The 14,415-nt window shown below is 36.2% G+C and carries 14 protein-coding genes and 1 riboswitch; of the genes, 4 read left to right on the plus strand and 10 right to left on the minus strand.

Annotated elements, in window-relative coordinates; genetic code table 11:
- Positions 1-80 precede the first annotated feature (80 nt).
- Entirely contained in the window at positions 81-584 is a 504-nt protein-coding gene (locus ABH966_RS19695) for a Gfo/Idh/MocA family protein (RefSeq protein WP_370081359.1), read from the minus strand.
- A gap of 122 nt (positions 585-706) precedes the next feature.
- On the opposite strand from ABH966_RS19695, the gene ABH966_RS19700 reads away from it, so the two are divergent.
- Positions 707-1,570: a LysR family transcriptional regulator gene (locus tag ABH966_RS19700; RefSeq protein ID WP_370081361.1), complete on the plus strand. Its 864-nt coding sequence runs from the start codon at positions 707-709 to the stop codon at positions 1,568-1,570.
- Between the two features lie 58 nt (positions 1,571-1,628).
- Here ABH966_RS19700 and ABH966_RS19705 read toward each other — a convergent pair whose 3' ends face one another.
- Positions 1,629-2,606 carry a tyrosine recombinase XerC gene (locus ABH966_RS19705; protein WP_370081363.1) on the minus strand — a complete coding sequence of 326 codons (978 nt, stop codon included), beginning with the start codon at positions 2,604-2,606 and terminating at the stop codon, positions 1,629-1,631.
- Positions 2,607-2,955: 349 nt separating this feature from the next.
- The gene (locus ABH966_RS19710) at positions 2,956-3,369 is read right to left on the minus strand and encodes a hypothetical protein (protein WP_370081365.1); all 414 of its coding nucleotides are present in this window, start codon (positions 3,367-3,369) and stop codon (positions 2,956-2,958) included.
- A 174-nt stretch (positions 3,370-3,543) separates the two neighbouring features.
- Here ABH966_RS19710 and ABH966_RS19715 point away from each other — a divergent pair, with 174 nt between their 5' ends.
- From ABH966_RS19715 to ABH966_RS19725, 3 genes are all read left to right on the plus strand, one after another.
- A complete protein-coding gene (locus ABH966_RS19715; RefSeq protein WP_370081367.1) occupies positions 3,544-5,034 on the plus strand; it encodes a circularly permuted type 2 ATP-grasp protein in 1,491 nt (496 codons plus the stop codon).
- Positions 4,988-5,953, plus strand: coding sequence for an alpha-E domain-containing protein (locus ABH966_RS19720; RefSeq protein WP_370081369.1), 966 nt, complete (start codon positions 4,988-4,990; stop codon positions 5,951-5,953). Before ABH966_RS19715 ends, ABH966_RS19720 begins: the two co-directional genes overlap by 47 nt.
- Before the next feature lie 61 nt (positions 5,954-6,014).
- On the plus strand, positions 6,015-6,869 hold the full coding sequence (locus ABH966_RS19725; RefSeq protein ID WP_370081371.1) for a transglutaminase family protein: 855 nt from the start codon (positions 6,015-6,017) through the stop codon (positions 6,867-6,869).
- 159 nt (positions 6,870-7,028) lie between these two features.
- Here the strand turns inward: ABH966_RS19725 and bioF are convergent, their stop codons facing one another.
- The 7 genes from bioF to ABH966_RS19760 form a co-directional block, all read right to left on the minus strand.
- Positions 7,029-8,198 carry an 8-amino-7-oxononanoate synthase gene (gene bioF, locus ABH966_RS19730; RefSeq protein ID WP_370081373.1) on the minus strand — a complete coding sequence of 390 codons (1,170 nt, stop codon included), beginning with the start codon at positions 8,196-8,198 and terminating at the stop codon, positions 7,029-7,031.
- A 3-nt stretch (positions 8,199-8,201) separates the two neighbouring features.
- Positions 8,202-8,933, minus strand: coding sequence for a 6-carboxyhexanoate--CoA ligase (gene bioW / locus ABH966_RS19735; RefSeq protein WP_370081375.1), 732 nt, complete (start codon positions 8,931-8,933; stop codon positions 8,202-8,204).
- The gene (locus ABH966_RS19740) at positions 8,914-9,417 is read right to left on the minus strand and encodes a hypothetical protein (RefSeq protein ID WP_370081377.1); all 504 of its coding nucleotides are present in this window, start codon (positions 9,415-9,417) and stop codon (positions 8,914-8,916) included. Before ABH966_RS19740 ends, bioW begins: the two co-directional genes overlap by 20 nt.
- 711 nt (positions 9,418-10,128) lie before the next feature.
- On the minus strand, positions 10,129-10,857 hold the full coding sequence (gene queE, locus ABH966_RS19745) for a 7-carboxy-7-deazaguanine synthase QueE (RefSeq protein ID WP_370081379.1): 729 nt from the start codon (positions 10,855-10,857) through the stop codon (positions 10,129-10,131).
- Positions 10,850-11,323, minus strand: coding sequence for a 6-carboxytetrahydropterin synthase QueD (gene queD, locus ABH966_RS19750; RefSeq protein ID WP_370081381.1), 474 nt, complete (start codon positions 11,321-11,323; stop codon positions 10,850-10,852). The genes queE and queD overlap by 8 nt, the downstream gene beginning before the upstream one ends.
- Positions 11,324-11,326: 3 nt before the next feature.
- Entirely contained in the window at positions 11,327-11,986 is a 660-nt protein-coding gene (gene queC, locus ABH966_RS19755; RefSeq protein ID WP_370081383.1) for a 7-cyano-7-deazaguanine synthase QueC, read from the minus strand.
- A 257-nt stretch (positions 11,987-12,243) separates the two neighbouring features.
- Positions 12,244-12,290: riboswitch (PreQ1 riboswitch) on the minus strand.
- A gap of 198 nt (positions 12,291-12,488) precedes the next feature.
- Positions 12,489-14,363 carry a leucine-rich repeat domain-containing protein gene (locus ABH966_RS19760; protein WP_370081385.1) on the minus strand — a complete coding sequence of 625 codons (1,875 nt, stop codon included), beginning with the start codon at positions 14,361-14,363 and terminating at the stop codon, positions 12,489-12,491.
- Positions 14,364-14,415 lie beyond the last annotated feature (52 nt).

Here is a 14,415-nt window from a genome sequence, read left to right on the forward strand (position 1 = left end):
TTGAGTACGCTTAAAAACAGTTTTTTAGATGCTTGGTAGCTTAAGAATTTCCAATTCCGATGTTTTTTATGGTTGACATATCACCACTGGGCTTTACCTTGTGTAGCAACCTGCATAGTACAGGAAATGACTTTGCCGATATCCCCTTGTTGAATTGCTTGTTTTAAATAATTTACTTCTGGAGATTGTCTTCCCTGTAGTCCAATTGCATGATGAATATTTCTGTCGTCTGCTAATTTAGCCATTTTTTCAGCTTGCTGAGTATTGATAGCTAGTGGCCATTCACAATAAATATGTTTATTTTCATCTAATGCTGCCATCACAGCATCAAAATGATGAGGGACCTTGATACTTACAACTACTAAGTCGACATCTTTCGATTGAGCCATTTCCTTATAGTTTGTAAAAGCATGAGAAGCACTCAGTATTTTGGCACTTTCTTTAGCAGTATCCATATTGGAAGTTCCGATTGCTGTTAGTTTGTAAAAGGGATTGTTCTTCAAAGCTGGAATATGTGTTTGACTTGCCCATTGATTATTCAAAGATCCACCTATAATCCCTACATTAATAATTCTATTTTCCATTAACTTTTCCTCCAAAACGTTTAAAATACTATTAACTTTATACAGTATAATGAAAACGAGACATCATTTTAAATGTTAATTCGTGATGGTCCTATCACTTTTTTTGATGGATGTGAATAGAAATGGATATTGAAAATATGAAAGCGTTTGTGTCAGTTGCAGAATTGAAAAGTATAACTGCTGCTGCCACTAAATTGAATCACCTACAATCAAATATGACGGCAAAAATTAAAAAAATTGAAAACCATTATAATCAAGAATTATTTATTAGAAATTCTAAAGGTGTAACACTAACGAAAGATGGAGAAAAATTATATCATCAATTTAAGAAAATATTATTTCTTTGGGAAGAAACAGAAAATATAATGAAAAAACATGAGGAAAAACTCCGAATTGGTACGATGATTTCAATAGGAGGAACTCAAATATCACAAGCCTTAAATAAACTTTATCAAACATACGTTAATTTATCGGTAACTTTAAAAACAGGTTCAACAGAGTATATAGAAAATCAAATTCTTCTAGGGAAAATTGATCTAGCATACACGATTGGCTCATTAAAAAATAATAATATAAAGTATAAAAAAGTAGCTATAGAAGAAATGGTCATCATAGGTCAAGGTATTGATCGGAGTACAATATTCGAGGATTATATAAGTGAAAAAAACTTTCTTGTACTATCTGATAACTGTTTGTATCTTTCAATTTTACGAAATATATGTATGAATTTAGATATTACGCAGGGAGAAATAATTGAAGTGGGAGACCCAGAAACTTTATTACAATTTGCCATGATGGGCATGGGAATTACTTTAATTTCTAAACGTATTGCAAGACGATACAACATTGAACAATACTTAGAAGTACCATCACCATTTAGATTTGTTGATTTATATTTAATTACTCGTTTAAATCACGAATTTAAGCCAATTGAAAGACAATTTATTGAGCTTACAAACTCTATTGATGAAATGAAAAACATATAATAGTATCAAAAAGCCGATTCCTACAAGTAAGGATCATCGGCTTTTTTAGTAGCCTATTTTATTCAATGAAATGCTCTCTAGGACGAACAATATTAAACGGGTTATTTTCGAGTACATGTTGCAACTCTTCATCTTCAATATGTGTATAGATTTGCGTTGTTGCTACACTTGAATGGCCCAAAATATGTTGGAGACTTCGAATATCTGCCCCTGATTTATACATCATCGTAGCGGATGTATGACGTAACTTATGTGGCGTCAGTCGTTCTTTTTGAAGCCCGGATTGCTGATTAATTTGTTTAACGATTTTTGCAACGGTTTGACGGGTGAAGCGTGTTCCCTTTTGTGAGACGAAAAGAGGCTCTTCTTCAATCCCTTTAAAGGCCGTCTTTCCGCTATTTTCATAGTCTGCAAGTGCCTGGATGCAGCTATCATTCAAATAAACTGTCCGCTCCTTATTCCCTTTACCAACAACCGTTAAGTAGCGACCTTGTATAGATGACCTATTGAGCTGACAAAGCTCTGTCACACGAATCCCTAAATTTAAGAAAAACATCATCATACAATAATTCCTTGGTGAAGCACGATTTGGCTGGATGCCATCGATAAATTGCGTGGCTTCCTCGATGTTCATATAGATAGGTTTTTTCCGTCCTATTTTTGGCGTTTCTAGTTCATCTGCCGGATTTTCCTCTAGTAAACGTCGTTTTCCTTTTAAATATTTAAAAAATGACTTCAATGTTGCTACTTTACGCGCTCTTGCAGATGCTGAATTCCCTCGCTGGACCTCGCAATATTCCATAAATAAATAAAGATCCTCTAGTGTCATTTCACGAATTTCTTCTATTGAAATAGTAGAAATATCTATTTTCGTTAAATCTGAACTATCATGATCATTTTGAATGGCTATGTAAAAACGAAAGAATAATGTCAAATCATATTCGTATTCTTTTCTTGTGCGGTGAGACTTCCCTTTAATCGTCGTTAAATAAACAAGGAAATCTCTCATTATTTTTGGTAGCTTCGGCTTTTCCATAAAATCACCTCTATTTTTTCTATTTTACCACGAAAAAACGTTCCCAAATATAAATTTGGGAACTTTATGGTGAAAAACAAGCTCTTTTTTTACAATCCAGAACAAACGTTCTACTAATAAGCAAAAAAAAGATGATTCCCTTTAGAAAGAAAATCATCTTTTTTAAAAGTTTTTATGAAAGTTTCATTTTTTAGGCATAAAACACGAAAAAAATGAATATTTAAATCTAGTGAGTTAAATGCTCTGAGACGATTCGAAAAATAAAAAGACGGATAACTATACGTGTCGATTCTTCTCACAACGCGCATGGTATTATTTGGATTTTTGTCGATTTCCGTATGAAAAACCGTTACTTTACAAAAATACTATACGTCCCATCTACTTGTTTTGCTAGAGACCAGTTTGTTGATAGCATATGTTGAAGCTTAGCAATAACTCCCTCATCACAAGTTAAATGTTGGATTCCTGTTTCTAACAATTGATAATCTTTCCCTTCTTCTAATTGGAAATGAATATACAATAAGCGCTGAATGCCTGGCAAAGTTACATATTTGATACTGTAGTTACCGTGCAGAGCATTTAAAAACCTTTGCTCCCCTTCTTGGTAAAGTGCCATTGTTTCGGAAAATTCATAGTTTGGTACTTTTTCCTGCCAAACTGATACATCCCCTGTTTGCAATGTACGTACAATCTCCTCATCAGTAAAATCTAATTTTGAAAGCTTGTCTAGCTCATAAGCTTGCATTAAATTAATGGTTGTCATTTTATAAGCTCCTTTTATATGTATTTATCTTCATTCCTCTAAAAGTGATGAGATGAATGCAGATGTGGTTCCATGTCAATTGGTACCCATTTACTACAATTTTGCCAAGGCGAAATTGATTCTTACTAAGTGTAACACGTTTTCTCTACTACTTAAATTCGGAGGGCGATCCATATGATGAAGTTCTATGAATCTGGTATGTTTTTTGATGAGATGTTCGAAGGTAATCAACCGAAGCCTCATTATCGGTCTTTCCACCATAAGCTCAATGCTTTCACTAAGGAACAATTAGATGAAAAATATCAGCAAGCACAATCAACATTCCTTAAACAAGGCATTACATTTACCGTATATGGTGCACAAGGTGGAACAGAGCGGACAATGCCCTTTGATTTTATACCTATTATTATTCCATATGAACAGTGGGAAGAAATTGAATCTGGTATGAAGCAGCGTGTGAAAGCCTTAAATTGTTTTTTACATGATGTTTACCATGAACAGTCCATTTTTGAGGATGGCCTTATTCCGAAACAGCTCGTTGAAAACAATCCGTATTTTTATAAAGAAATGCTTGGTGTAAATGTACCTATTGATAATCATATTTTTTTAGCAGGCATAGACTTGATTCGTGATGAAAATGGCGTTTACTACGTGTTAGAAGATAATTTACGCAATCCTTCAGGGATATCCTATGTTTTTCAAAATCGATCTGTGATGAAGGAAGTGTATCCTGAATTTTTTTCTAAACATACGATCCAGTCACTTGACAAACAAATGGCCTTTATGAAGAAGGCACTTCTTGCACATCGGCCACCTTCTATGAACCCAGATAGAGAACCTAAAGCTGTCCTCTTAACAGCAGGTATGTATAATTCGGCCTATTACGATCATGTTTTTTTAGCACAGCAGCTCAATATTCAGCTTGTCGAAGGGCGTGATTTAGTTGTCCAAGATAATAAAGTGTACATGAAGACAATCTACGGTTTAGAGCAAATTGATATTATTTACCGTCGAATTGATGATGATTTTTTAGACCCTGCTGTTTTTCGTGCGGATTCTTTACTTGGAGTCCCTCATATTATGGCTGCTTATAAGGCTGGAAATATTGCTATTTTAAATGCTGTTGGTAATGGTGTTGCTGATGATAAAGCGATGTATGCCTATGTACCGGATATGATTCGCTATTATTTGAATGAGGAACCTATTTTACGTAATGTAGAGACTTATCATCTAGCTGATGATAGACAGCGAGGTTGGGTCCTTGAGCATATGAGAGAACTTGTCATAAAAAACGTTAGTGCCTCTGGCGGCTATGATATGCTAATTGGTCCACATGCGAGTAATGAAGAAATTGCTATTTTTAAAGAAAAAATATTGGAAAACCCGGTTCAATACATTGCACAACCAACAATTAGTCTATCTAGAGCACCAGCTTTTCAGGATGGGAGATTTTATCCTTGTCATGTCGATTTGCGTGTTTATGTAATGAAGGGCGAGGATATGTATGTGCTTCCTGGAGGTTTATCGCGTGTAGCATTAAAAGAAGGATCTTTAGTCGTTAATTCTTCCCAGGGCGGAGGAGCAAAAGATACATGGATATTAAAGGAGGAATTGCAGTATGCTAAGTCGAGTAGCCGATGCACTATACTGGATGGCACGATATAGTGAACGATCACAAACGAATGCACATATATTACAAGTACAGCTGTTGAATATGTTGGAGCAATCTGGCAAAGAAAATGAATACATCGATCATTGGGAAGCGGTGTTAAATATTTGTGCTTCGAAGGAAGAATATTTGTCCTTTTATGAGTCGATTCGAGTCAATCCACTTATCGAATATCTACTCTTTTCTAATAATAACTGGAACGCCCTCCATGCTACTTTACGTGCGGTTCGAGAAAACGCACGTGTAACGCGAGATAGCATACCCATTGAGCTTTGGGAATTGCAAAATGCTTTTTATTTATCATTACAGCAAGAAATGATGAAACGCGAAAGACCAATCCCACTAATTGTTCTTAACACTTTTTTACAAAATGTTCGAAAAACTTCTTTGACGGTAACGGGGCTTATCGAAGGCTCGATGGATCGAGATTTACCCTTTTATTTCATGCAAGTTGGGAAATGGTTAGAACGTGTAGAAAAGACGATTCGTATGGCTTTAATTATACTGGAGCAACATAAGGAAGTAGCCATCTCTTTAATAGAAGCGGACGGATCGTTTTTACTCGATTTATCGGAGGCGACGGAATCTTATTTGAGCAAGCATCGACAAACCAATTTACTTAATGTTATTCAATATTTATTACAGGATAAGCATTTTCCACGTTCAGTGATGTTTTGCTTAGAAAAATTAGAAGAAGCATTTATTTGTTTAGAAAACGATCCTCTTTCAGCAAGATTTTTAGAGCTTCATACTCCATTAAAGAGTTTAATATTTGCTGTGATGAATGTAGATTTATGGAATATTACCTTAGAGGAAACTATTTTGTTAATGGAGGAAAGATTGTGTCAATGTATTGATTTTGGCAATACATTTGCAACAATTTATCATTTATATGAACCCAGCGTACAACTTTGAAAGGAATCATCCACAGCTCCCTTTCAACAAGCAAGTCAGTAATCTAAAGGAAGCGGACACAATGAAATTTGAAATTCAACATACTAATATTTTTCAATATGAGTCTGAAGTCGATCAAAGCTTAAATACAATCCGCTTAAAGCCAAGGGGTGATGAGCGTCAGCGCTTATTATCCTATCGAATTGCCATCACTCCTTCATCTTTAACTCGTGAGCATACAGATATATGGGGCAATACGGTTGGCACATTTTATATACCTGAGCAGCATCAAGAGCTAGAAATTCAATCGACCTCTATTGTCAGCATTCAACGTGCACCATTTATTCATCGCATTCAATATTCACCAGAAATGCAGACCATTTTTCACTCGAAACTGTTTTATGAACATTATTTGCCCTATTTAAAGTTTACACATTTTACGTATATGACAGAAAATCAGTTAGAGGAAGTTTATCATGCCATTGGTCATGCTGAAAATCCTGTACTATTTTCATTAAATTTAATGCAATATTTATACTCTACTTTTGAATACGTTCCTGGTGCAACCAATGTTACGACAACTGCAAGCGAAGCCTTTTCCCTTAAGCGAGGCGTTTGTCAGGATTTCACACATGTCATGCTTGCAGTACTAAGAGCTAAAGAAATTCCAGCACGCTATGTGAGCGGCTATTTATACGTCGATGAAAACTCTGCCTTGGTCGGTGATATTGCAACCCACGCTTGGGTAGAAGTTATGATCCCAGGGATCGGCTGGATTGGTCTTGATCCAACTAATAATGTAGAAGTATTAGAAAATCACATTATTTTATGCATTGGCCGTGATTATTCGGATATAAGCCCAGTTGAAGGTGTTTATTCAGGTGGAAAGCATGATTTAACAGTCAAAGTGAGCGTCAAAGCATTGAATCATTTGTAAAATGGTATAAATTAAACCCCTGATTTTTCTACGCAAATTAGAAGAATCAGGGGTTTATTAAGATCTATTGTTTTCAGATTTAAATCTTCAATTTTGAGTCATTAAACTTTCAATATATCAAAAGAATTACTCTCGGTATCGTTCTTGATCATATAAGGATTATACAATACCCATTTCTTTTCCTATTTTTTCAATTTTATTTATGACTGTATTGAGCTGCTCCATTGTATGTGTAGCCATCACTGTAATCCGCAACCGGCTTGACCCTTTTGGCACAGTTGGTGGTCGAATCGCCGGAATAAAGACACCTTCATCCAGAAGTTTCTCAGAAAATTGCATAGCTTCATGGGCATCACCAATAAGAAGAGATAGAATTGGTGTTTCCCCTTCCGTAACTACAAAACCGGATTCCTCCAATTTCAAACGTAAATACTTAGCATTTTTCAACAATCGTTCCCTGCGTTCGGGCTCATTTTGAATAATAGCAATCCCTTCTCGCGCTGCTTCAATCGCACTTGGAGATAAACCCGTTTGGAAAATAAATGATCTAGCGTTATTCAGTAAATAGTTTTTTGCAATTGACGACGTCGCCACAAAACCACCTTCTGCACCAATCGCTTTACTCAACGTGCCTACTGTAAAATCAATGTCATCTTTCAATCCAAAATAATCAGCAGTACCACGACCATCACTTCCTAAGACACCTGTCACATGCGCATCATCAATCATTATGTAAGCATTGTATTTCTTTGCTAACGCAACGATTTCGGGAAGTGGAGCAATATCACCATCCATACTAAAGATGCCATCCGTCACAATTAACTTCTTTCCATCTCCACGTGAATGCCTCAATTTATGCTCTAAATCCACCATATCCGCATGTTCATAAACAATTGTTTTTGCTTGACTAAGTCGACAACCATCTATAATACTCGCATGATTCCAGGCATCAGAAAATATCATATCCCCTGCCTTCATCACACTCGAAATCACACCAATGTTCGCTAAATAACCACTGCTGAAAACAATAGCGGCTTCCGTTTTTTTAAAATCTGCAATTTCAGATTCAAGCTGTTCATGAATGACGAAATTTCCGGTTGTTAATCTCGAACCACCAGCTCCTGTACCGTATGTACTAATACCTTCAGATGCTTTCTTTCTCAATCGGAAATCAGTTGCAAGACCTAAATAGTTATTAGATGAAAAAAGCAAGAATTTCTTACCATTCATGATGATCTCGCTCTCATTTCCATTTGAAAACGAACGTAACTTCCTTGTCAACCCTTTCTCTTCTATTAATTGTAGTTCCCGCTGAAACCAATGATCCATTTTTCAATCCCCCTTAATGAGAACCGGTACGCTTTCTAAATAGTCTATAAAAGATTCTAGTTCAACTTCATCTGACACAAAATAAATACGCCCTCCACTCTCACAACCTTCTCTTTTTAACGGTGTAATTCTGACATAACCAATGGCACGATTACTTACATATCCAGTCACGTAATCTGGATCATCAGACCAACATAATTCTGCAATTGTAAACGGAGAATTCGCCACTTTCGTCGCCAAAGCCAATGCTTCACGGACACGCTCATTAAGCTCCTCATTAGTGTCTTGCCAATCGATTCGTGATACACGCACACCCTTTTGCCCCCGACCGTCAAGCCGTAAGCCGGTTTTACTATTTAGGATGATTGCCCCACGGAGGTTTTGATTACTAGCAAGTTGATGAAAAGCAACATTTAGTGCATGTTCCGAAACACCTAAAGATGTTAGTATCTTTCTTGCTTCACTATGGGCCTTTTCGATTGAAACCGCCTCAACTGTCGTAATTTCTAAGGGTGGCAAATACTGTATCTGATCATGCGCTATTTTTTCAACGGTAATTTGAATAAAGTCAGCATCTCCACGTGAATGATTACTTGCTTTATTCAATAGCTGTTTTACAATGGGCTCTATCTGAGATTTACTCCCTATCCGTTCACCACCAGATATATGCTTTTCCCCTAGTTCAGGACTTCTTTCAGCCGCACGCATTCGTATGCTATAACACGTTTTTAACATGATTATTACCTGCTACTTTCCTATTAATTGTTTGTAACAACTTCGTTATGGGATAAACACTAACAGCTGTGATTACCATGCCTGGAATAGCCAAAACTAATAACGGTAAAAATGGAGTCCCTAACGTAAAAGCCAAACCAAATCTAGCAATCGTTGTTCCAATGGGGCCTGCCAAAACAAGTACCGGAATGGAAGTCCCAAATAAAACAATAAGTAAGCCTACAGTCAATCGAAAAATTAAGGAGATCTCCACATTTAAGGTTGAGTGTATACCTAATAAAAATAAGATTAAACTTGCAATGATTCCTGCTAGAAAATATCGCTTAAATCCAAATACCGCAGCAATCGCAACTGCAATAGGTGCTGATAATTGAAATTCAGACCCAGGAAAACCTGTTGGAATTTTAAACATGCCTGTAACGATAATAAGACAAGCTAGCAATGAAATCTGGGCAAGATCATATGTAGAAAACTTTCGGATCATTTTATTCCTCCATCTTACTTTTGAAATACTTGATGTCATTTCCTCCTATTCCCCTCAAATTGAGTTAACCTTGATTAATAATAAGTTAACACAAAAATAGATTGGAAAGTAGATAAAATGGTAGGATTTTTTATTATTTGTGAAAAATACAGTTTTGTTTATTAGTAGGTTTCAAAAAATGAAGTTCGTGTTCCTCAGGCTAGAGAATGGCCACATGCTTTTTTCAGATTCCGCATCGCCACGAGCACCCTTGCACTTGGCTAGTTACTACTTCTGTCTTCACGGTTCAGGTATGTATTCTATAGATTCCATCCATGCTGGGTGCGCAAAAAAAGTATAGGCCCAATTAGCCTATACTTTCACACCTATAAACGTTAAATAAATATGTACAAAAATGCTTGTTTAACCAAGTACATTTTTGATTTCCTTTGTTACAGGAAGTGGCGAGCATGATAGACTTGACCGGTTAGCCAGCCCTTGATATAGCTGGGTTCTAGGCTATCGAATCATGCGAGTAGAGGCAGCGTGTCAAGTTGTAACTATTCACGCACTTGTATAGAAAAGTAGTTGATCAGCGAATGGGTACATGCTTAGAATAGCAAAAATGTACATTGTTATTTTGACATTTATACACACCTAGACCAGTTCTGATCTTTTCCCTTTCGATTCGAAGGTTAACAGCAGACGCCTATTCTTGTAATGGCACACTATCTATACACCTCTTTTATTCCCCCAAACAAGGGCATGCAACTGTGGCAGTACTTTGACATCTCTGAATTCCTCATCCTTAATCACTCTATCAATCAGCGCATGATATTTATCTAATAAATGTAGTATTAATCGTGAATTGTCAGTCGTCGTGAGATCATCATTACCGACTTGGAGATAAAAAGGAATCGTTGGATATCGATGGTGAATTTGTTTAGCATAATCGTAATCCTCTTGATTAAAAACGACTACTTTGAGGGATATATGATGATTACTGTTTCGTTTTTTTAGCTTTTCAAAGATATCAGTGAGCACCGAATAGTCTGTGGTCATTCCAGAACTAGGTGGCTTTGGCGAGATTGTCAGTTCATCAATCTCATACATCCATTTTTGCCACCTGCTTCCCTGTGTTTCCACTCCGACCTTTATGTCGTTTTCTTTTAAAATGGCAATGAGTTCTTCCAAATTTTGATAGAGTGCAGGATTGCCGCCTGAAATCGTGACAAATGAAAAACCATTGCCTCCAAGACGTTTCAACTCAGACCAAATCTCTTCCGCTGTCATTTGGACTATAAGATGCTTTCCGCTGCCATCCCATGTAAACGATGAATCACACCAAGAACAGGAATAATCACAGCCGGCAGTTCTCACAAACATTGTCTTCTGGCCAACGACCATTCCCTCACCTTGAATCGTCGGTCCAAAAATTTCGATAACAGGTACCTTACTCAACTTCCATCCACTCCCGTCTCGCTTCTGCATAGCTTGTCGGAGTTTCGTATAGCCTGATAAACTCTACACGCGCACCGTTATACCTTTGTTCATCAAGTAAAGCCTGAGCCAACTTTTCGTAAATCCAAACAACAATGTTCTCTGCCGTCGTATTCATGGGCGGAAGCGTTTCATTTAAATAGCGGTGATCCAAATGAATCTCTATTTTTTGTTTCCATATTGCTTTTATATCGCCGAAATCAATCACCAAACCGCGATCATCTGTGTATCCACTCAGTCCTAATATTACACGATACGTATGACCGTGTAGGTTTTTGCATTTCCCCTCATAATTATGTAAATGATGAGCAGCATCGAAGGTAAATTCTTTGCTTATGAGAACACGCTTTGCATGATAGATCAATTGATTTCTTTGAATATCTTCATCTATCTTTTGGAGCTTATCGACGATTTTAAAATCTGACATGTTTTAAGACTCCTTCCTGTAATTCAAATACTCATTAAGCCCTTTTTTTCGCAGTTTACATGCTGGGCATTCACCACAGCCATCTGCTATTACACCGTTATAGCAAGTCAACGTTCTTTCCCGTACAAAATCAAGTGCCCCAAGCTGATCAGCAAGCTCCCATGTCTGTGCCTTATTCAGCCACATCAACGGTGTATCAATCACAAAGGAATTATCCATCGATAAATTTAATGTTACATTCAAAGATTTAATAAAAACATCTCGGCAATCCGGATATCCGCTAAAATCCGTTTCACAAACGCCAGTTACAATATGCTTAGCTCCTACTTGGCTCGCTAAAACGCCCGCAAATGAAAGAAAGAGAAGATTTCGACCAGGTACAAAAGTCGATGGAAGCTCACCATTTTCTCCGTCTTCCACCTTTATGTCTTGTCGTGTCAACGCATTCGGAGCAAGCTGATTCAGGAGTGACATATCAAGAATGTGATGCTTAACACCGAGATCCTCTGCTATCTTCTTCGCACATTCAATTTCAAGATGATGCCTTTGACCATAATCAAAAGTTACTGCCTCTACCTCTTCAAAACGTTCTTTTGCCCAAAACAAACAGGTTGTACTGTCCTGACCTCCACTAAATACAACAATTGCCTTTTCCTGCTTCATCTATAAAAACTCCCTTATATCGAAAAACAGTACTCTAAGAAAAAGTGCTGTTTTCTTCTTAGTTTTTTAACGAATATTGTGTGCCTTAATAAGTTAAATACTTCAATCTTTCTTAACGGCTTCGGCCAGACATAAAAAAACCCCCTTGTAAAATGTTTCCCAACACTTTTCAAGAGAGGCATCACCAATCATTCTATTAAAACATAAGTAAAAACATAAAAAAAGCCACGTCCGATATGGACATGGCATATTGTCATGTTTCCATAGTTTTTTATAGAGGGTATTTGCTATGAACCTCTCCCGTTCTAGTCCGGGCATTCTTTTCTTCAATATAATACAAAAAATAGTATAAAACGTCAAATGGATTTTTATAAAAAAATCTTCCCCATAAATGCTTCTCTGGAATAACCACTGTTATACTGCTCTATGTTTTAGCAGTACACTAAACACGATACGGTTCACCTTGATTAGGCTAAGTGAGGATTTAAATAGTCATATTGCCTCAATAAATCACTATTCCATTGTCTAGAACAGATTTATTTTGCACCTGATTTCCTAAAATATATAGCTTTTTCAAATTAGGCAAATTCACTAATGGCTCTACATTTGAAATAGCGTTATTTTCCAAATGAAGCACCTCAATTTGTTGCCAATTCCCCATAAAACTTAACGATTGTAGTGAACTATCTTGTATTGTGAATGAACGCAGAGCTGAAAAGCCAGCAAAGTAAGGCATAACCTTATCAACTTCATGCACCCAGTCACCATTACCTATTCGGAAGGATACATTATTCAAAGTTAAATGTTCCAGTATGTTGTTGTTAAATGAATTTTGACTATTAATTTGAAACTTACACTCATTACAATTTAACGTTTTTACATGCTGTAAATTGAATAATTCACTCGTCTCTTCATAAAAAGATGTTTCATTTAAATTTATGGTTTGCAGATTTGGCAAACGATTTAAAGAACGAATGCCTGTAAAATCGCCAGACTCCATTGCTGTAAGTTGTTCTAGCTGTGGATATTTCAGTAATTCTGCTCCATTCAAATACGACTGTCCCCCACTTATCTCAACAGTTAAATCTTTTAAAGCAGGTGCCTCTAACTTGGATAAGAAAGAACTTTTTAATTCGGCTTTTTTTAAATGGGGTGCTACAATCGATGCTATTTGGCCACTATAACCAGTTATCGATAAATCGGTCAGTGAAGTCAGGCTGTTCACAATATCATACAATTCTAATTTATAAAGAGAAGCTAAACGCAACTTTGTCAATGAAGACTTATTTCTAAGGTGTTCTACATTCGTAATATCCATATTTTCAAGATCAAGCGATTGCAAGTTAGGCATGTTTTGTATAAAATCAAGCGTTTTTAAATTTTTCACCGCTGTTAGTTTCAATTCTTGTAATTGATTCAGTGAATAGAACGAGCTAAAATCTGTCGCTTCACTCAAATCTATTGCTAACGACTCTAAATCAGTTAATGAAGACAACCACTTCAAATCATTGGCAGATCTTAAAGACAATGATTTTAATGGCAGTTTATTCAGAAGAGCGAAGTCTGTAACCGTCTCGGTGTGATACGAAATTTCAAGTGATTGAAGATTAGGAAACTCTAATAATAAAGCAAGTTCATCATTACTTCGGATTTGGATAGAGAGCTCTACAACATTAGACTTATCGCTGAAATATTCAGCAATTTTACTAAATGATTCATTAAAGCTACCTGTATAGCTTTTTAAACCTTCCAGATGTCGGAAGCTTACATTTTCACTTTGTGATATTTCATAATCACCCATCAAATTCAATACCGTCAGACCAGTAAAGGCTTCAAAATCTTTTTGTTCGATTTTTTGTGTATTTAATAACTTATCCATAATAATATAGTTAGAAATTTTGGCTTGCTTATTTGTAAACGGATCGTCAAGACTGTAATCAAAATGCCATTGATCTTCAGAATAGTATATTTTTAAATAACGGATACTTGCGATTTCTTCTTTAGTTGGCATTGCTTCACCTTTATTAAAAATATCTTTTAAAAAGAATAAAAGAACTTCGCTTTCAGGCATTTTCCGAACAGCTAGGTCCTTATGGTTACCATATTCTGTTTGATTGCCGCTCAAAAGAAAATAGCCAAGGAATATACAAAGGATGACAATCGGTATTATTAAAAGCGCTTTTAAATTCGGTTTTGGACGTGTAGCTTTATTCGCAGAAGTTGTACCATAATAATTATTAATCGTCTGATCAACATAATAAACTTTATTTTCTTTCAACATTATTTCAGTTTCACAAAAAGGACATTTGAATGATTGTCCCTCTCTATATTCAATTTTCCCATTACAATTCGGACAATTTAATTTAATGAATTCCACTGGCAATCCCCTCTGCAGCTCTATTTTTATTAAGCTTAGTTGCCTGAAAAAT

This window comes from Lysinibacillus sp. RC46 (assembly GCF_041262385.1).
Classification (GTDB): Bacteria; Bacillota; Bacilli; order Bacillales_A; family Planococcaceae; genus Lysinibacillus.

What these genes read in the sequence shown, in the direction of transcription:
- ABH966_RS19695 (WP_370081359.1), bottom strand. Translation starts at nt 584, where the DNA reads ATGGAAAATAGAATTATTAATGTAGGGATTATAGGTGGATCTTTGAAT.
- ABH966_RS19700 (WP_370081361.1), top strand. Translation starts at nt 707, where the DNA reads ATGGATATTGAAAATATGAAAGCGTTTGTGTCAGTTGCAGAATTGAAA.
- ABH966_RS19705 (WP_370081363.1), bottom strand. Translation starts at nt 2,606, where the DNA reads ATGGAAAAGCCGAAGCTACCAAAAATAATGAGAGATTTCCTTGTTTAT.
- ABH966_RS19710 (WP_370081365.1), bottom strand. Translation starts at nt 3,369, where the DNA reads ATGACAACCATTAATTTAATGCAAGCTTATGAGCTAGACAAGCTTTCA.
- ABH966_RS19715 (WP_370081367.1), top strand. Translation starts at nt 3,544, where the DNA reads ATGATGAAGTTCTATGAATCTGGTATGTTTTTTGATGAGATGTTCGAA.
- ABH966_RS19720 (WP_370081369.1), top strand. Translation starts at nt 4,988, where the DNA reads ATGCTAAGTCGAGTAGCCGATGCACTATACTGGATGGCACGATATAGT.
- ABH966_RS19725 (WP_370081371.1), top strand. Translation starts at nt 6,015, where the DNA reads ATGAAATTTGAAATTCAACATACTAATATTTTTCAATATGAGTCTGAA.
- bioF (WP_370081373.1), bottom strand. Translation starts at nt 8,198, where the DNA reads ATGGATCATTGGTTTCAGCGGGAACTACAATTAATAGAAGAGAAAGGG.
- bioW (WP_370081375.1), bottom strand. Translation starts at nt 8,933, where the DNA reads ATGTTAAAAACGTGTTATAGCATACGAATGCGTGCGGCTGAAAGAAGT.
- ABH966_RS19740 (WP_370081377.1), bottom strand. Translation starts at nt 9,417, where the DNA reads ATGATCCGAAAGTTTTCTACATATGATCTTGCCCAGATTTCATTGCTA.
- queD (WP_370081381.1), bottom strand. Translation starts at nt 11,323, where the DNA reads ATGTCAGATTTTAAAATCGTCGATAAGCTCCAAAAGATAGATGAAGAT.
- queC (WP_370081383.1), bottom strand. Translation starts at nt 11,986, where the DNA reads ATGAAGCAGGAAAAGGCAATTGTTGTATTTAGTGGAGGTCAGGACAGT.